Consider the following 18,360-nt stretch of genomic DNA (forward strand, 5'->3'; position numbering starts at 1 on the left):
CACGCCCCGATGTCGACCGACCAGACCATCACCAACCGCACGTTCGACGAAATCGCCGTGGGGGACAGCGCCAGCGTCGTGCGCACGCTTACGCAGCGCGACATCCACCTCTTCGCGCTCGTCTCGGGCGACGTGAACCCGGCCCATGTCGATATCGACTATGCCGAGCACGACATGTTCCACAAGGTGATCGCGCACGGCATGTGGGGGGCGGGCCTCATCTCGGCGGTCCTGGGCACCGAGCTTCCGGGCCCCGGCACGATTTACCTCGGCCAATCGCTGCGCTTTACCGCGCCTGTGGCACTGGGCGATACGATCACCGCCACGGTCACCGTCACCGAACGGCGTGAGGACAAGAAGCGCCTCAAGCTCGACTGCACCTGCACCAACCAGGAAGGCACGACGGTCATCACCGGCGAGGCCAGCGTCATCGCCCCGACCGAGCGCGTTGCGCGCCCGCGCATTGCCCTGCCCGACATCCGCCTCTCCGACCACGGCCAGTACCAGCGCCTGATCGAGGCCGCCAAGGGCGGCGCGAACGTCCCCACCGCCGTTGTCCACCCCTGCTCGGCGACTGCGATCACCGCCGCCTGCGAAGCCGCCGAAGCAGGGTTCATCGCGCCCATCCTTGTTGGCCCGCCCGCGCGCATCGCCGAGGCGGCCCAGCAGGCGGGCAAGGACATCTCGGCCTTGCGTATCGTCGAGAGCGCACACAGCCACCAGTCCGCCCAGCGCGCGGTCGAGCTCGTCCACGCGGGCGAGGCGCAGCTTCTGATGAAGGGCGCACTCCACACCGACGAGCTGATGGGTGCGGTCGTCGCCCGCAGCGGAGGGCTGCGCACCGAACGGCGCATCAGCCACGCCTATGTGATGGACGTGCCCGGCCACGCCGAGCCGATCATCATCACCGATGCGGCCATCAACATCGCGCCCGACCTCGACTGCAAGGCCGACATCATCCGCAACGCCATCGACCTGGCCCATGTCATCGGCAAGGAGACCCCGCGCGTCGCGATCCTGGCGGCGGTCGAGACCGTGAACCCGGCCATGCCCGCAACGCTCGATGCCGCCGCTCTTTGCAAGATGGCCGACCGGGGCCAGATCAGCGGCGGCCTCCTCGATGGGCCGCTCGCCTTCGACAACGCCGTGAGTGAAAGTGCCGCGCGCGAGAAAGGCATCGTCTCGCCCGTGGCGGGCAAGGCCGACATCCTCGTGGTGCCCGATCTGGAGGCGGGCAACATGCTGGCCAAGCAGCTCACCTTCCTCAGCGATGCGGACGCGGCGGGCGTCGTTCTGGGCGCGCGCGTGCCGATGATCCTCACCAGCCGGGCCGACAGCCTGCGCACCCGGCTTGCCTCCTGCGCGGTCGCGGTGCTGATGGCCCGCGCCCAGACCATGGCCGCGCCGGGGCTTGCCGAATGAAAGCCATCGTCAGCCTGAACTCGGGCTCTTCCAGCATCAAGTTCGGCGTCTTCCGTCTCGATGAAGGTAACCATCCGGTCCACTCAGCGGGCGGCAAGTTCGAGAAGATCGGCATCGCGCCCAGCCTGCGCATCGCCACCGACGAAGGCGAAGTCCTGCTGGAAAAAGATTGTCCCGATGGCGCCCACCTCACCCATGCGGACCTGCTCGACTTCCTGTTCGACTGGGCCACCAGCCACATCGCGAGCGGGACCATCGTCGCCATCGGCCACCGCGTGGTTCACGGTGGCACGCGCTTCGTCGCGCCGCAGCGGGTGACACCCGAACTACTCGACGAACTGGAGACGCTCTCCCCCCTTGCCCCGCTGCACCAGCCGCACAACCTCGTCGCGATCCGCACGCTGGCGCGGCTCGCGCCCGATCTCCCGCAGGTCGCCTGTTTCGACACCGCCTTTCACCACGACAAGCCCGAAGTCGCCGCGCGCATGGCGATCCCGCGCAGCCTCCACGAGGCAGGCATCCGGCGCTACGGCTTCCATGGCCTGTCCTACGAATACATTGCGCGCGCACTCGACCGGCTCGACCCTGCCTTGGCGCGCGGCAAGGTCATCGCCGCGCATCTGGGCAACGGGGCGAGCCTGTGCGCCATGGCGGGCGGCCTCAGTATCGACACGACCATGGGCTTCACCGCGCTCGACGGGCTGATGATGGGGACACGCTGCGGACGGCTCGATCCCGGCGTTGTCCTGCACCTCCAAACTCAGATGGGCTACAGCGCCGAGGCCGTCGAGACGATGCTCTATCGCCAGTCGGGCCTGCTCGGCGTGTCGGGTATCTCCAGCGACATGCGCGCACTGGCCGCCAGCGCCGAGCCCGCCGCACGCGAGGCGATCGAGCTCTTCGCCTACCGCACCGCGCGCGAGATCGGCGCGCTCACCGCCTCGCTCCAGGGTCTTGACGGCCTCGTCTTCACCGCAGGCATCGGCGAGAACGACGCGGACCTTCGCGCCGATATCTGCGCGCGCCTTGGCTGGCTTGGCCTTACCCTCGATGAAGAGGCCAACGCCGCCCATGCTCCCGTCATCTCCGCGCCGGAAAGCCGCATCGCCGTGCGCGTCATCCCCACCGACGAGGAGCGCATGATCGCGCTCCACACCCTTCGCATTCTTCAAGGAGACCTGCCATGAAGCCTCTAGTCGACCTTGCCGGAAAGCGTGGTCTCGTCATCGGGATCGCCAATGAGAACTCCATCGCAGCGGGCTGTACGCGCGCCTTCGCGCACGCGGGCGCGCGCCTTGCTGCTACCTATCTCAACGAGAAAGCCCGCCCCTTCGTGGAGCCGGTCGCCGATGCGATGGGCTGCGAGTGGATCGCGCCCCTCGACGTGCGCGAGCCGGGCCAGCTCGAAGATCTGTTCGAAGAGGTGAAGACGCGCTGGGGCGGGCTCGACTTCCTGCTCCACTCCATCGCCTTTGCCCCGCGCGAGGACCTGCACGGGCGCGTGACCGACTGCTCGGCCGAAGGCTTCGCGCTCGCCATGGACGTGTCGTGCCACTCGTTCATCCGCATGGCTCGGCTTGCCGAACCGCTGATGACGGACGGTGGCTGCCTGATGTGCGTGACGTTCTATGGATCAGAGCGGGTGGTCGAGCACTACAACCTGATGGGCCCGGTCAAGGCCGCGCTCGAAAGCACCAGCCGCTATCTCGCCGCCGAACTGGGCCCGGCGGGCATTCGCGTCCACGCCATCTCGCCCGGCCCCATTGCTACACGCGCGGCGAGCGGGATCGCGCGCTTCGATGAGCTGCTCGAACGCACGGCCGCCAGCGTGCCGGTCCATGAGCGCGTCGATATCGACGACGTCGGCGCGCTCGCCGCCTTCCTAGCGAGTTCCGCCGCACGCCACATCACCGGAACCGTGATTCCGGTGGATGCGGGCGAACACATCATGGGCTAGGGCAAAAGCCTCAAAGGCTTGAAACGTAGCGCGTCACTGCATCGGCCCAGTCCTCGGGCATCTGGTCAACGACGTCGACACCGCCCCCCTCCAGCGCCGTGAAGGCAAAGTCCGGCCGGATCGCATGAGCCGCGAGCGCGTGCTCGTAGATCACATCGCCGGTGTTGGTGAGGATGAGCGCGGGGCGCTCCAGCCTGGCCAGCGTTTCATCCTGCCGGTACTGGAAGGCCGCGTGGTGCCCATGCCAGTAGGCGCCCTGCCCCTCGAAGGCCTGGACGACGTACTCACTGATACGCGACGGTGCGACGGTGCCCTCGGCAAGGCCGGTGCGGGCGGCGTGGACCATGTTGAACTGCGTGCCGTCATCGGTCGTGGTGATCGTGCGCTCGGTCTGGTGCAGCCCCTCCATGAACTCGGCGCGTTCCTCCTCGCTGACCGGCATCGGGCCATTCAGGATCACCGCGCGCACGCGGTCCGGGAACTGGATGCCGACTTCGGTCGCCACCATCGCGCCGGTGTGATGGCCCAGCACCACCGCATCGGGATAACCCAGCGCGTCGAGGACCGGCACCACCACCGCGGCCCAATCCTCCACCCGCGGGACGCCGGGGACGGGGTCGGACATGCCGAACCCGGGCATGTCGATGGCGATGGCATGGAAGCCGTGGGCGGCCAGAGGACGCAGCACGTTGTCGTACTGCGCCGAAGTCATCGGCGCCTGGTGCAACAGGACAATCGCCCCGCGGGTCTGCGTCACCGCACCTTCGTGGCGATAGTGGATCTGCCCGTAGGGGCCTTCGGTGTAACCGCGTCGCGACCAGCGCTTCACTCGTGCATCTCCTCTTGCGGACGGGCCGGTGGCCACGTCTCCTGCCTCGCAGGCCGACATCGCACGCCCACCGGTGCACAACACGCCTTGCCCGCAGCATACTCCACCCTGCGAGCAGACGACCGACTCGCACCCTATTCGCGAGATCGATTACATTCGCTCCGCAATTGGCCTAAAGTACAAGACACACCGCTTGGAGCGCGGGAATGGGCGGTGTTCGCAGCGCAGCATGCGCGTCTTCCGGGTACCAAGCCCTTGGGGTACCTCGCCTCTGCGCCCCTCCCCACCCGGCGCCATGCCGCACCGCAATCATCCGGCAGGCGGATATCTGCGCATAAATGTTGCGCTAAACTGTAGTATTATCAGCGATCTAGGACACAGCCGACCACCCACTCGCGAACGTCGCTTGCAATCCGGAACGAATCGCGCATTCTCATGAAAACGAAACGCACAGATTAGACATCCCACCCAGAAACAGGGGTCATGTCAGATGAAATCACGTGTACGGGTCACATCCAGGGGCACACCCCATTGCGACCATCCGCAGGTCGCCCGCGATGCACGCCACCCACGCGGAACGACGACGGTAATGTCCCTTCCTGTCGACGTTCGGGGCCTGCCCGTAACCCGCTACACGTGACAGGGGCGATGCAGTCCTCTCTCTCCTCCTCCCAACGGCTGCATCGCCCCTTTCCCATTTCTCGCCCGGAGCCCCGACCCTGTCGGCGCCCCGCTCGTGACGGAGTGTGCCATGATGGTTGACCTGCCGGATCTGCCCAACGAGCTGTGCGCCCTTGCCCGCGCCATTGCCGATGGCACCGTCTCGAGCGAAGACGCGGTGCGCACCACGCTCGCCCGCGCCGAGGGCGCGCGCGATCTCAACGCCTTTGTCGAGATCGAGGCCGAGAACGCGCTGGCCCTTGCGCGCCAGTACGACCGGGAACGCCAGGCCGGGTCGCTGCGTGGCCCCCTTCACGGTGTCCCCCTCGCCCACAAGGACATGTTCTTCCGCGAAGGCCATCCCACAGAGGCCGGGGCCGCGCTGTGGCGGGGCTTTCGACCAGAGGAAACCTCCCCGCTCATTGCCCGGCTCGAAGGGGCAGGCGCGATCACTCTTGGCCGTCTCCACATGGCCGAGTTCGCGCTGGGCCCCACGGGACACAACGTCCACCTGGGACGCTGCGGCAATCCTTGGCACCCGCGCGCCATATCGGGCGGCTCGTCCTCGGGCTCGGCTGCGGCGGTCGGCGCGGGTATTCTCACCGCCTCGCTGGGATCGGATACGGGAGGGTCGGCCCGGGTTCCAGCGGCGTTCTGCGGCGTAAGCGGCCTCAAGCCCACCACCGGCCTTCTGCCCAGCTACGCGATGATGGAACTCTCGCGCACCTGCGACACGGCGGGCCCCATTGCCACTTCATCGCGCGGTCTGGCGCTACTTATGACGGTCCTGGCCGCGAACGGGCGCGATTACATGGCCGGGATGAGCGAGGATCTTTGCGGGCTTCGCATCGGCCTTCCCACCACCTGGTACACCGACGGCATCCATCCCGAGATCGATTACGCGCTGGAGGCCGCTGCGGCCCAGATGCGCGCGCTGGGCGCAACGCTGGTCGATGTCACCGTGCCCGACCAGTCCGCCATGGCCCGCGCGGCCGGGACAATCGCCCTCTACGAAGGCGCGCGCGTCCACGCCCGCGAGCTCGCCTTGCGCCCGGGCGATTTCGGCGAGGACGTGCGCGCCCGCCTCGCGCGAGGCTCGGCCATCAGCGAAAGCGACTACGGCAGTGCGCTGGCCCTTCGCCACTGGGCGCAAGTGGCGATGCGCGACGGCCCGTTTGCCAACGTCGACCTGCTCCTGACCCCGGCCACGCGCATGTCGGTGCCGCTGGCCCGCGACGTGGAGGTCCTCGGGCCGGACAGCCGCCAGGAGCTCATCGGCGAGATTTCGGAACTGACCCGGCCCGCATCGTTGCTCGGCTTTCCCGCGCTGGTGACCCCGATGGGGTTCGATACCCGGCGTCTGCCCCTGGCGCTCCAGTTGATCGGACCGCCCCACAGCGAGGCCCGGCTCCTGCGCACAGCCCATGCCTATGAACAGGCGACCAGGTGGCACGCCCACCCGCACGCCGCGGCCCTCGCCCGGGCCTAAAGCGCCATGCCGCCCCACCTCTCCCTTTCTGCGATGTTCTTCCCGCACCTTTTCGAACACCCTGGCGGTGCCGCAGCGAAGTCCGCTGCGACATGGCCATCCTTCGACGGCGGCCACGCTCTCTCTCTCCTACGTATCCTCGGCGTGGCCGCCGTCTTTTTTCCTGTTTTCCGGCCAGCCGGGATCTCTCCCGCTGCGCGCCCTCATCGCATTCGCCCGAGGCGGAGCCCATAACAAGAGCACGGCTCCACCAGGCCCTCGGGTCGCGGAGAAGCCTCGGTCCCATCGCGGGGCCGGGGCTTCTTTCTTCAACAGGATCAGGTGCCCGCAACGACCCGGGCCGGAACCCGCGCGGTCGATTCCCGCACGATCAGGCGGTGCGGCAGGATCACTTCGCGTGCGGGTGGCTGGCGGTCAGCCGGGAGCAGAGCGTCGAGCATCAGGCGCATCGCGGCCTCACCGATCTCCACAGTGGGGCTGTGTACGGTGGTGAGCGGCGGACTGGCGTAGGCCCCGAAGCGCAGGTCATCGAAGCCCGCCACCGAGACATCGTCCGGAACCGAGAGCCCGCGGGCGCGCAGCGCGCTCATCGCGCCAAGCGCCATCTCGTCGTTGGAACAGGCGACCGCCGTGAAGGCCGTTCCGGCATCGAGCAGGCGGACCATCGCATCATAGCCGGACTGCAGCGTGAAATCGCCCTCGTGCACGAGCTGCGGATCGAACTCGATCCCCGCACGGGCAAGCCCCAGGCGGTACCCGGCCAGACGGTCCTGCGACATGAACAGGTTGATCGGCCCGGTCACCGCGGCAATCCGCCTGTGGCCAAGGCCGGCAAGATGGCTAACCACCAGCGCGCTGGCCTCGTGGTTGTCGATCTTCACGCGCGGCAAGGCGTGGTCGAGCGGATATTCGCAGGCCGATACGATCGGCGGCAGCGTGCCCTTGGCGGGCGGATTGACGACGATGTCGGGCAGGTTGCTTTCCAGCAGGATCATCCCGTCGGCCTGCTTGCCCGCGATCATCGCGGCATAGGTGTTGAGGGCATCGCGGTCGCCTTCGGTGATGCCCAGGAGCACGCGCATGCGGCTCGTACGCGCGACGTTCTCGATCCCCTCGACGAAGGCGGAGGTGAACGGATTGTAGATGCTGGGGACGACCACCAGGACATTGTCACTGCGCTGGCGGCGAAGGCCCGCCGCCATGTGGTTGGGCTGATAGTTGAGGTCGGCAATGGCGGCCTCGATCCTCTCGATCGTGGTCGGCCGCACCATCGAAGGCGTGCTCAGCGCGCGCGAAACGGTCGCAACCGAAACGCCCGCGACGCGGGCAATGTCCTTGATATTTGCCATTACTGTAATCGTTACAGTTGCGACGGACCCCGCACAAGTGATTCACACCGGACACCCGTAACCTTACAGGATGGTAACCTTCCCCTTACGCAAGGACCGTCTTGAAAGTCCTTGGAAGCGGGCCGTGGCGACTGACAGGGATCGTTTGCACCCCTCGCCATGGTAACGATTACATTGGCGCATTGCAGCGCCCCTCCCACGCGGTTAGATGGATATCCCATCCCTCCTCGCCACCAGATCTCAAGGACCTTCCCATGGCCGCATCCGACATTGCCTCTGATCGTTCGCCCGTGCGCATGGGCCTTGTGGGGGGCGGGCCAGGCTCGTTCATCGGTCCGGTCCATGCCATGGCCGCGCGCCTTGATGGCCGCATCCAGCTTGTGGCCGGAGCCTTCAGCCGCGATGCCGGGCGCTCGCGCGAGGCCGCGACCGACTACGGCGTGGACCCGCAGCGTGGCTACCCCTCGCTCGACGCGATGCTTGCCGCCGAGGCGCAGCGCGAGGACGGGATCGAATTCATCACCATCGCGACGCCCAACGCCCATCACACCGTGGCCGCGAAGGCCGCCATCGCCGCTGGTGTTGCCGTGATGAGCGACAAGCCGATGACCGCAACGCTGGACGAGGCGCGCGAGCTCGTGGCGCTGCTCAAGGACAATCCGGTCCCCTTCGGGCTTACCTATACCTATTCGGGCTACCCGCTCGTGCGCGAGATGCGCGCCCGGATCGCAAGCGGCGCTATCGGCACGCTGCGCAAGGTCGTGGTGGAGTACAACCAGGGCTGGCTCGCCGGGAACGCACGCGGCAAGCAGGCCGAGTGGCGCATGGATCCCAGAAGCGCAGGGCTTGGCGGCTGCATTGCCGACATCGGTGTCCACGCCTTCCATCTCGCCGAATTCGTGACGGGTACGCGGGTAGAACAGATCAACGCGGACCTGGGCGCCGTTGTGCCCGGCCGCGTGCTCGACGATGACTGCCAGATGTTCCTGCGCTTTACAGGCGGCGTGCGCGGGCTCCTCATGGCCTCGCAGGTGATGACCGGGGAAGGCAATGACCTCGCCATCCGCGTCTACGGCGACAAGGGCGGGATGCGCTGGAGCCAGGAGACCCCCAACCAGCTCACCCTGCTGAAGGCCGAGGGCGGCATGGAAATCGTGCGCGCGGGCGATCCTTCGCTGGGCGCAGCCGCGCAGGCCAGTTCGCGCCTTCCCGGCGGCCACCCCGAAGGCCTGCTCGAAGCGCTCGCCAACCTCTACACCGACTTTGCCGGGCACCTGCGCGGCGCGTCCGATACGCTGGTCCCGGACGCGGGAGAGGGTCTGCGCGGCATGGCCCTCATCGCCACGGCCGTGGCCGCCAGCCGCGACAACGCGGGCTGGGTCAACCTCGCCGTCTGAGCGGCCCCACCGGATTTTGGAGACAGCTACATGAAGACGATCAAGGGCCCTGCCATCTTCCTCGCCCAGTTCCTGGGGAGCAAAGCGCCGTTCAACTCACTACCTGCGATTGCCGACTGGGCGGCCTCGCTGGGCTACAAGGGCATCCAGGTTCCCACCAGCGACCCGGCCATTTTCGATCTTGAGAAAGCCGCCCAAAGCCAGGACTACTGCGACGAGATCACGGGCATGCTGGCGGAAAAAGGCATCGCCATCACCGAGCTCTCGACCCACCTGCAGGGCCAGCTCGTCGCGGTCCACCCGGCCTATGACGCGCAGTTCGACGGCTTTGCCGCCGCCCACGTGCGCGGCAATCCCAGGGCGCGTCATGAGTGGGCCGTCGAACAGGTCAAGCTTGCCGCCGTCGCCTCGCGCCGCCTGGGGCTCAGCGCACACGCCAGCTTTTCCGGCGCGCTCGCCTGGCCCTACTTCTACGCCTGGCCGCAGCGCCCGGCGGGCCTTGTGGAGGACGCCTTTGCCGAGCTGGCACGCCGCTGGACACCGATCCTCGACGTCTTCGAAGAGAACGGCGTCGACATCGGCTACGAACTGCATCCGGGCGAGGATCTGCACGACGGCGTCACCTTCGAGAGGTTCCTGGAGGCCACCGGCAACCATGCGCGCGCGAACATCCTCTACGACCCCAGCCACTTCGTGTTGCAGCAGCTCGACTATCTGGCCTTCCTCGACATCTATCACGAACGGGTAAAGTGCTTCCACGTCAAGGACGCCGAGTTCCGTCCCTCGGGCCGCTCAGGCGTCTACGGCGGCTACCAGGGCTGGACCGAGCGTCCGGGACGCTTTCGCAGCCTGGGCGACGGGCAGGTCGATTTCGCGCAGATCTTTTCCAAGATGGCGCAGTACGATTTCGAGGGCTGGGCCGTGCTCGAATGGGAATGCGCACTGAAGCACCCCGAAGTCGGGGCCGCCGAAGGCGCGCCCTTCATCGACCGGCACATCATCCGCGTCACCGACAAGGCCTTCGACGACTTTGCCGACACCGGCTCGGACCGCGCGTTGAACGCGCGCCTCATGGGCATCGGCGACTGACCGGCCCTTGCGGGAGAGGCCACCGCGCCTCTCCCCCTTCCCCACCTCTCTTGCCCGGACATCGCCAGCGCGCCCCGTAGAAGTCGCTAGGCGCACCCAAGCATATGCTCATTCGTTTCAGGTACCTGCTCGCCAAGGACACCCGAGAAACGGTGAGACAGCAATGCAGATCAGCGTAGGCGATACCGCCACGATCCGGACCATCCAGGGCCTCGCGACGCGCCTTCTCGAAGGCTTCGCCGCGCTTGGCCCGGGTGAGGAACTCGAACTCGATACATCGCAGCTGGACGAGGCCGATCTCAGCTTCGTGCAGCTTATCGAGGCCGCGCGCATCCAGGGCGCGCAGGAGGGCAAGCCCCTTCGCCTTGCGCACCCCGCCAATACCGCTCTCGCCGCGCTGCTCGAGCGCGGGGGCCTTGCCGCGTGCGCGGACAGCGCCGCCCTTGCCTTCTGGTTCCACGGAGACGCCCCGCAATGAGCAGCATCCTCACCGTCGATGATTCCGCCAGCGTGCGCATGGCCATCCGCATCGCGCTTTCAGGCGCGGGCCACTCCGTGGCCGAGGCCGCCGATGGCAGCGAGGGCCTGGGCAAAGCGCGCATGGCCAAGTACGACCTCATCATCACCGACCTCAACATGCCGCGCATGAATGGGCTGGAGATGATCCGAGAGATCCGCAAGCTGCCGATCCAGGCGGGCACCCCGATCATTTTCCTCACCACCGAATCCGCCGACAACCTCAAGAGCCAGGCCAAGGCGGCGGGCGCGACCGGATGGCTGGTCAAGCCCTTCGTCCCCGACCACCTCCTCAAGGTCGCGCGCAAGGTGCTGGGCGGATGAGCGAGCAGGACCCCGCCGCAGCCTTCCGCATCGAGGCGGCCGACCTGCTCGACGCGACCGAGCAGGCCCTCCTCGACCTGACCCACGACCTTGCCAGCCGCGACCTCGTCGACACGGTGTTTCGCGGGATGCACACGCTCAAGGGCTCGGGCGCGATGTTCGGCTTCGACGCGCTCGCGGCCTTCACCCACCATTGCGAGACCGCCTTCGACAAGGTGCGCAAGGGGATCGTCCCGGCCAGCGCCGAACTCGTCGCGATCACGCTGGGCGCGATGGACCACATGCGCGCCCTCGTCGACCTCGATGCCGACGACCCCGCGCTGGACGAGGCCGGAAACGCGATCCTCGAGCGCCTGCACGCCGCGCTTGGCTCCGCGCCCGATGCAGGCGGCGAGGCGCCCCCTGCCGCGCAGCCCATGCCTGCGGCGAACGCCACGGCCGCCCCCGGCGGTTGGCACATCGTATTTCGCCTGCCCGCCGAGGCCATGGCCAATGGCACCAATCCGCTGATCCTCCTCGATGAAATGCGCGAGTTGGGGGACGCGGAGGTCCACGTCCTGACCGACACCGTCCCCCCGCTCGACGAGCTCGACCCGACCCTGTGCTATCTGGGCTGGGACGTGACGCTAAAAGGCGCCGCCACGCGCGAGGACATCGAGGACGTCTTCATCTTCGTGATGGACGACATGGACCTCTCCATCGAGGCGCTCGAGAGCGAGGCGCCTCCGGCTGCCGGAGCGGTACAGGCGGCCGCCTCGGCCAAGGCAGCCGCCCCCGCCGAGAGCCCGCGCAGCCCGGCCCCGCGCAGCGCGCGCGCCGCCGAGGAAAGCGTGCGCGTGCCCGCCGGCCGCCTCGACGTCCTGATGGACCGGGTGGGCGAACTCGTCATCGTCCAGAGCCGCCTCGCCCAGCTTGCCGAAAGCGGCCTGCGCGGCCCGGCGGGCGAACTGGCCCTGCGCTCGATCTCCGAGGAAGTCGAGCGCCTCGCCAGCGAACTGCGCGACACCACGATGGTCCTGCGCATGGTGCCCATCGCCGCCCTGTTCGGGCGCTTTCGCCGCCTCGTCCACGATCTTGCCCACGAGACCGGCAAGGAGATCGAACTGGTCACCGAGGGCGAAAGCACCGAGATCGACAAGACCGTCTCCGAGCAGCTGGCCGATCCGATCGTCCACCTCATCCGCAACGCCTGCGACCATGGCCTGGAAACGCCCGAGGAGCGCGGGGAGGCGGGCAAGGCCACGACCGGACGCATCCGCCTCAGCGCCGAGCAGGCGGGCGGCGAGGTGCTCATCACCATCACCGACGACGGGCGCGGCATCAACCGCCAGCGCGTGCGCGCCAAGGCCGAAGCCAACGGGCTGCTCCAGCCCGGCCAGGTCGTGCCCGACAGCGAACTTCTGCAGATGATCTTCCACCCCGGCTTCTCCACCGCCGAGCAGGTCACCAACCTGTCAGGGCGGGGCGTGGGCATGGACGTGGTCAAGCGCACCATCGAGGCGCTGCGCGGGACCATCGACATGACCAGCGAGCCGGGCAAGGGATCGACGATCACTCTGCGCATCCCCCTCACCCTCGCCATCATCGAGGGCCTCCTCGTGCGGGTGGGCCAGGGCAACTACGTCATCCCGCTTGCCGCGGTCGAGGAGTGCATCGAGCTTTCGCTGGAAGAGGACATCCGCACGCGCGGGCGCAGCATGATCTCGCTGCGCGGACGGCTCGTGCCCTTCCTGCGCCTGCGCGAGGTGTTCCAGACCGGAACCCGGCCCGATCCCTACCAGAAGATCGTCGTCATCGGCACCGGCGGCGAGCGCGTGGGGCTGGTCGTCGACCAGATCATCGGCAGCCACCAGACCGTCATCAAGTCACTCTCCGGGCTGCACCGGCGCCTGCCCAGCTTCTCGGGCGCGACAATCCTGGGTGACGGCGGCGTCGCGCTCATTCTCGACATCGTCCAGCTTGTCGCGCTGGGCCAGCAACAGGAAGAGCGGCTGCGCGCCGCGGGATAACCAGCCATGCCCCCATCCCACCCCAAACCCGAGAACGAGGTCGATGGCGCGACCGCCTGGGACGCGAACGGCCAGCTTGAGGTGCTGACCTTCGAGGTCGGCGACGAGCGCCTTGCCGTCGAGGCCGTGACCATCCGCGAGATCCTCGATCTCCTGCCCGAGACCCCGGTGCCCGGCGCCCACGCGCTGGTCGGCAGCGTGATCAACTTTCGCGGCAAGATCATCCCCATCGCCGACCTGCGCATTGCCTTTGGCATGCCGCTGGAGGAGCCCACGCCCGACAGCCGCATCGTCGTCATCGAGATCGAGCTCGACGGCGAGGAAACGCAGATCGGCCTGCGCACCGACAAGGTCAACGAGGTGACCCTTCTGGAGCGCACGACTTCGGCCCCGCCCCCGGTGCTCGGCATGCGCTGGCGCCGCACCTACGCGCGCGAGCTGGCGCGCCAGGGCGAGGCCGTGATCGTGCTGCCCGACCTGCCTGCCATCTTCGCCTCGCTCTCCCATCCCCAGGGCCTGGGCGGCGGCGAGACCTCCATGGGACACGCCGCATGACCGCTACCAACGAACTCCAGGTCGTCGAATTCGGCATGGGCGGGGACGTCTTTGCCGTGCCTGTCGCCATCGTGCGCGAGATCCTCGACTACGCCCCGCCCTCGCCCGTGCCCAATGGCCCGGCCTATTTCCTGGGCCTGACCGACGTGCGCGGCCAGGGGGTCGCGACGCTCGACCTGCGCCGCCGGCTCGGCTTCCCGCCCGCCGAGGCCTCCCTCGCCACGCGCATCCTCATTCTCGACCTCGCGCAGCAGGGCAGTGCCCTGACGCTGGGCGTGGTCGTCGACCGGGTGCTCAGCGTCACCAGTTTCGAGACCAGCGCAATCGAGACCCCGCCCGAAATCGGGGTCGCCTGGAGCAGCGACTATCTCCTCGGCGTCGTGCGCCGCGAGGGCGGCTTCGTCCTTCTCGTCGACATTGCCGCCATCTTCACCGGGACCGAGGCGGCAAGCCTCGCCCTTTCCGCCCTGGCGCCCACCGGCACCTGATCCACCCATCCCCCACCCCCGCACACCGCCGAAGGCACACCGCTGACCGCCCGCCGACTGCACAAGGAAACGTCCCCATGCCCTTCACCCTGTTTTCCAGCCTCGATCCGGACCACGTCCTCGACGAGATCGCCCGCGTTGAACGGGCGGTGGCGCGCGGCGACATGTCAGCGCGTACCGAGATGACCTACGGCCAGGGCCAGACCCGTGCCGTGCTTGACGCGGTCAACCGCCTCATCGACACCTGCCTCCAGCCCTCCGAGGCGCTCAGCCGCGAGATCTCGACGATGACCGCCGAGCATGACCGCGGCGACATCGACGCGGTGATCCCGGTCCAGGACTTCCATGGCGAATTCGCGGTCATGGCCCGCCACATCAACGAGCTCGTCGCCGCGCACATCACCGTCAAGAAGAAGGCGATGGCCTGTGTCCGCGAGTTCAGCGAGGGCAATTTCGATGCGCGCCTCGAACAGTTCCCGGGCAAGAAGGCCTTCATCAACGAGACCATCGAGACCCTGCGCCACAACCTCTCGGGGCTCATCTCCGAGATGACCCACATGGCGAGCGAACACGAGCGCGGCGACATCGACGTCTTCGTTCCGGCCGAGAAGTTCGCGGGCGATTTCGGCGCCATGGCACGCGGCATCAACGACATGGTCGCCGCCCATATCCACGTGAAGAAGCAGGCCATGGCCTGCGTCAAGGCGATCAGCGAGGGCGACTTCGACGCCAAGCTGGAAGAACTTCCCGGCAAGAAGGCCTTCATCAACCGCACCATCGACACCCTCAGCCGTAACCTTCAGGGCCTCGTCGATGAGATGAAGCACATGGCGCAGGAACACGAACGCGGCGACATCGACGTCTTCCTCCCGGTCGACAAGTTCGACGGCGACTTCGCCGACGTGGCGCGCGGCATCAACGAGATGGTCACAGGCCATATCGCGGTCAAGAAGAAGGCCATGGCCTGCATCCGCGAATTTGGCGAAGGCAACTTCGATGCTCCGCTCGAACGCTTCCCCGGCAAGAAGGCCTTCATCAACGAGACGGTCGAGACACTGCGTTCGAACCTGCGCGACATCACCGCCGAAATCCAGCGCCTGATCCTCGCCTCCACCGCCGGAAAGCTGGAAACGCGCGGCGATGATCGCCGCTTCGTGGGCGACTTCGCCGGGCTGATCTCGGGCATCAACGGCATGCTCGATGCCATCCTGGACCCGATTGCCGAGGGCAACCGCGTGCTCGCGCTGGTGAGCGAGGGCAACCTGCTCCAGACCGTGGACATCGCCTGCGAGGGCGACCACCAGCGCATGAAGGATGCGATCAACGCGCTTGTCGGCAACTTGCGTCAGTTCGCCCGCGACGTCGGCGAGGCGGCCAACAAGGTTGCCAGCGGATCGAGCCAGATCGCGGGCAGCTCGCAGCAGCTTTCCGAAGGCGCGACCGAGCAGGCCGCCTCCACCGAAGAGGCCTCCGCCTCGATGGAAGAGATGGCCGCCAACATCAAGCAGAACGCCGACAACGCCTCCCAGACCGAAAAGATCGCGCGCCAGTCCTCCAAGGACGCCGAGCTTTCGGGGGTTGCCGTGGAGAAGGCCGTTGGCGCGATGCGCACGATTGCCGAGAAGATCTCCATCGTCCAGGAAATCGCCCGGCAGACCGACCTCCTCGCCCTCAACGCCGCGGTCGAAGCCGCCCGTGCGGGCGAGCATGGCAAGGGCTTTGCGGTCGTCGCCTCCGAGGTCCGCAAGCTCGCCGAACGCAGCCAGAGCGCAGCCTCCGAGATCGTCTCGGTGTCCTCCGACACGGTCAAGGCCGCGGCCGAGGCGGGCGAGATGCTGGGCAAGCTTGTTCCCGACATCCGCCGCACCGCCGAGCTCGTCTCCGAGATCAGCGCAGCCTGCCGCGAACAGGACATCGGCGCCTCGCAGATCAACGATGCGATCCAGCAGCTCGACAAGGTCACCCAGCAGAACGCCCACGCTTCCGAGCTCATCTCCTCCACCTCGGACGGCCTTGCCGGACAGGCGGGCGACCTGCAGAACTCGATCACCTTCTTCCAGGTCGGCGCCGGTGAGGGTGGGTCGCGCATGCTGCGCGCCAGCCCGGCCCCCGCGCCGCGTCAGGCCGCCCTGCCCCAGCCCGCCGCAAGGTCCGCTCCCAAGGCGCCCGCGCGTTCCTCCGGCCCCAAGCCCGGTAGCGTGCAGCACCAGCAAAGCCGCGCCCAGGGCTTCACCCTCGACATGAACATGGGCGGACCGGATTCCGACGACGCCGATTTCGGGTTCGCTGCCTGATCCCTTCCTTCCTCCTGCAAGCGGGCCCGCCATGAACGACGCTGCCTTCGTACCCTTCGAGAACCCTGCGGCCGGGGACACCATCTCCCCGGCCCAGTTCAAGGGCCTTGCCGCTCTCATCCGCGAGCACACCGGGATCAACCTGCCACCGGCCAAGCGCACCATGCTGGAAGGGCGGCTGCGCCGCTGCGCGCGCGAGGGGGGCCACGCGACGCTGGGGGCCTACTGCAAGTGGATCCTCTCGCAGGACCACGGCGCGGACGAGATCGAGAACCTCATCAACGCGGTCACCACCAACAAGACCGATTTCTTCCGCGAGCCGCGCCATTTCGACTACCTGACCGAAACGATCCTGCCCCAGCTGGCCGAGAGCGGTCGCCGGCAGGTGCGCTGCTGGAGTGCGGCCTGCTCGACAGGCGCGGAACCCTACACCATCGCCATGCTGCTTGACGCCTTTGCCCAGCGCAATTCCGGTTTCGAGTATTCGATCCTCGCCACCGATCTCGACACGCGGGTGCTCTCCACCGCGATCCGGGGCATCTACCCGCGCGAGATGGTGGACCCCGTGCCCGCCCCCTTGCGCAAGGCCTACGTCATGGAGGCCAAGGACCCGGGCCGCGGCGAAATCCGCATCGCGCCTGCCCTGCGCCGCAAGATCGCCTTTGGCCGCCTCAACCTCATGGACCGCCACTACGCCATCGGCGAGCCGGTCGACATGATCTTCTGCCGCAACGTGCTCATCTATTTCGACCGGGCCACACAGGAGGCCGTCGTCAACCGCCTGTGCGACCAGCTGCGCCCCGGTGGCTACCTGTTCCTGGGCCATTCAGAATCGATCAGCGGATTCCAGCATAACCTGACGGCCGCATCCGGCACCGTCTTCCAGAGGAACTGACCCGATGCCTTTTGCCAAGACGCGCGTGCTCATCGTCGATGACAGCGCGAGCGTACGCCAGACGATGAAGGCCATTCTCGAAGAGGACCCGGTGATCGAGGTCATCGCGACCGCCGCCGATCCCTTCGCCGCCGCACGCATCATCCAGAGCGAAGTGCCCGACGTCATCACGCTCGACGTCGAGATGCCGCGCATGGACGGCATCACCTTCCTGCGCAAGCTGATGAGCCAGTGCCCGGTCCCCGTGGTCATGTGCTCCTCGCTCACCGAGGATGGCTCCGACACGCTGATGGAGGCGCTCGAGGCGGGCGCGGTGGACGTGATCCTGAAACCCCGCGTCGGGGTGGCCGAGCATCTCCAGGAGGCCCGCGCCACCATCCGCGACGTCGTCAAGGCCGCCGCCCGCGCCCGTGTCTCCGGGCGCAAGCCCTCCCCCCAGCCCTCACTGGAACCGCAAAAAAAGCTCACCGCCGACGCGATGCTGCCCCCGCCCGACGGGCGCCCGATGAGCCGCACGACCGAAATGGTGGTGTGCATCGGCGCCTCGACCGGCGGCACCGAGGCGCTGCGCGAAGTGCTTCAGGCCCTTCCCGCCAACGCGCCGGGTGTGGTCGTCGTCCAGCACATGCCCGAGAACTTCACGCGCGCCTTCGCCAAGCGGCTCGACAGCCTGTGCGAGGTGAGCGTCAAGGAAGCCGAGGACGGCGACACGGTCATGCGCGGCCACGTCCTGATCGCGCCGGGCGGCAAGCACACCCTGCTCGAACGCCAGGGCGCGCGTTACCTCGTCGCGGTGCGCGACGGGCCGCTGGTCTCACGCCATCGCCCCTCGGTCGACGTGCTGTTCCGCTCGGCCGCGCGCTCCGCCGGGTCCAACGCCGTCGGCGTCATCATGACCGGCATGGGCGATGACGGCGCTCGCGGCCTGCTCGAAATGAAGCAGGGCGGCGCGCGCACCATCGCCCAGGACGAGGCCACCTCGATCGTGTTCGGCATGCCCAAGGAGGCCATCGCCCACGGCGCGGTCGACCGCATCGTTCCGCTCTCGGCGATTGCGCGCGAGTTCCTGCAGGCCACGGTCCGCTAG

At 67.7% G+C, this 18,360-nt stretch carries 16 protein-coding genes; 14 read left to right on the forward strand and 2 right to left on the reverse strand.

The features are described from left to right. Positions 1 to 9 precede the first annotated feature (9 nt). Genes LC060_RS14000 through fabI form a run of 3 tightly spaced genes read left to right on the forward strand, consistent with a single transcriptional unit; the run spans position 10 to position 3,379 of the window. The gene (locus tag LC060_RS14000) at positions 10 to 1,422 is read left to right on the forward strand and encodes a bifunctional enoyl-CoA hydratase/phosphate acetyltransferase (protein ID WP_226636602.1); all 1,413 of its coding nucleotides are present in this window, start codon (positions 10 to 12) and stop codon (positions 1,420 to 1,422) included. Then, positions 1,419 to 2,609: an acetate/propionate family kinase gene (locus tag LC060_RS14005; protein WP_226636604.1), complete on the forward strand. Its 1,191-nt coding sequence runs from the start codon at positions 1,419 to 1,421 to the stop codon at positions 2,607 to 2,609. Before LC060_RS14000 ends, LC060_RS14005 begins: the two co-directional genes overlap by 4 nt. Beyond that, positions 2,606 to 3,379 carry an enoyl-ACP reductase FabI gene (fabI, locus tag LC060_RS14010; RefSeq protein WP_226636606.1) on the forward strand — a complete coding sequence of 258 codons (774 nt, stop codon included), beginning with the start codon at positions 2,606 to 2,608 and terminating at the stop codon, positions 3,377 to 3,379. The genes LC060_RS14005 and fabI overlap by 4 nt, the downstream gene beginning before the upstream one ends. Before the next feature lie 10 nt (positions 3,380 to 3,389). Here the strand turns inward: fabI and LC060_RS14015 are convergent, their stop codons facing one another. Beyond that, positions 3,390 to 4,208, reverse strand: coding sequence for an alpha/beta fold hydrolase (locus LC060_RS14015; protein ID WP_226636608.1), 819 nt, complete (start codon positions 4,206 to 4,208; stop codon positions 3,390 to 3,392). A 751-nt stretch (positions 4,209 to 4,959) separates the two neighbouring features. On the opposite strand from LC060_RS14015, the gene LC060_RS14020 reads away from it, so the two are divergent. Continuing rightward, on the forward strand, positions 4,960 to 6,357 hold the full coding sequence (locus tag LC060_RS14020) for an amidase (protein ID WP_226636610.1): 1,398 nt from the start codon (positions 4,960 to 4,962) through the stop codon (positions 6,355 to 6,357). Between the two features lie 317 nt (positions 6,358 to 6,674). Here LC060_RS14020 and LC060_RS14025 read toward each other — a convergent pair whose 3' ends face one another. Then, positions 6,675 to 7,706, reverse strand: coding sequence for a LacI family DNA-binding transcriptional regulator (locus tag LC060_RS14025; protein ID WP_226636612.1), 1,032 nt, complete (start codon positions 7,704 to 7,706; stop codon positions 6,675 to 6,677). Between the two features lie 254 nt (positions 7,707 to 7,960). Between LC060_RS14025 and LC060_RS14030 the strand changes: the two genes are divergently transcribed. The 10 genes from LC060_RS14030 to LC060_RS14075 all read left to right on the forward strand — a co-directional run bounded on the left by LC060_RS14030 (position 7,961) and on the right by LC060_RS14075 (position 18,360). Then, positions 7,961 to 9,103, forward strand: coding sequence for a Gfo/Idh/MocA family protein (locus LC060_RS14030; protein WP_226636614.1), 1,143 nt, complete (start codon positions 7,961 to 7,963; stop codon positions 9,101 to 9,103). A gap of 30 nt (positions 9,104 to 9,133) precedes the next feature. After that, positions 9,134 to 10,192, forward strand: a complete 1,059-nt coding sequence (locus tag LC060_RS14035; RefSeq protein WP_226636616.1) for a sugar phosphate isomerase/epimerase family protein — start codon at positions 9,134 to 9,136, stop codon at positions 10,190 to 10,192. A 163-nt stretch (positions 10,193 to 10,355) separates the two neighbouring features. Next, positions 10,356 to 10,670: an STAS domain-containing protein gene (locus LC060_RS14040; RefSeq protein WP_226636617.1), complete on the forward strand. Its 315-nt coding sequence runs from the start codon at positions 10,356 to 10,358 to the stop codon at positions 10,668 to 10,670. After that, a complete protein-coding gene (locus tag LC060_RS14045; protein WP_039393349.1) occupies positions 10,667 to 11,032 on the forward strand; it encodes a response regulator in 366 nt (121 codons plus the stop codon). Before LC060_RS14040 ends, LC060_RS14045 begins: the two co-directional genes overlap by 4 nt. Beyond that, positions 11,029 to 13,041: a chemotaxis protein CheA gene (locus tag LC060_RS14050; RefSeq protein ID WP_226636619.1), complete on the forward strand. Its 2,013-nt coding sequence runs from the start codon at positions 11,029 to 11,031 to the stop codon at positions 13,039 to 13,041. The genes LC060_RS14045 and LC060_RS14050 overlap by 4 nt, the downstream gene beginning before the upstream one ends. Positions 13,042 to 13,047: 6 nt before the next feature. Further along, a complete protein-coding gene (locus LC060_RS14055) occupies positions 13,048 to 13,596 on the forward strand; it encodes a chemotaxis protein CheW (protein ID WP_226636621.1) in 549 nt (182 codons plus the stop codon). Then, complete coding sequence (locus tag LC060_RS14060; RefSeq protein WP_226636623.1) at positions 13,593 to 14,084, forward strand: chemotaxis protein CheW; 492 nt, start codon at positions 13,593 to 13,595, stop codon at positions 14,082 to 14,084. The genes LC060_RS14055 and LC060_RS14060 overlap by 4 nt, the downstream gene beginning before the upstream one ends. 77 nt (positions 14,085 to 14,161) lie before the next feature. Beyond that, positions 14,162 to 16,378, forward strand: coding sequence for a methyl-accepting chemotaxis protein (locus LC060_RS14065; protein WP_226636625.1), 2,217 nt, complete (start codon positions 14,162 to 14,164; stop codon positions 16,376 to 16,378). A gap of 31 nt (positions 16,379 to 16,409) precedes the next feature. Beyond that, positions 16,410 to 17,273: a CheR family methyltransferase gene (locus tag LC060_RS14070; protein ID WP_226636626.1), complete on the forward strand. Its 864-nt coding sequence runs from the start codon at positions 16,410 to 16,412 to the stop codon at positions 17,271 to 17,273. A gap of 4 nt (positions 17,274 to 17,277) precedes the next feature. Next, complete coding sequence (locus tag LC060_RS14075) at positions 17,278 to 18,360, forward strand: protein-glutamate methylesterase/protein-glutamine glutaminase (RefSeq protein ID WP_226636628.1); 1,083 nt, start codon at positions 17,278 to 17,280, stop codon at positions 18,358 to 18,360.

The organism is Novosphingobium profundi (assembly GCF_020524485.1).
Lineage (GTDB): Bacteria > Pseudomonadota > Alphaproteobacteria > Sphingomonadales > Sphingomonadaceae > Novosphingobium > Novosphingobium profundi_A.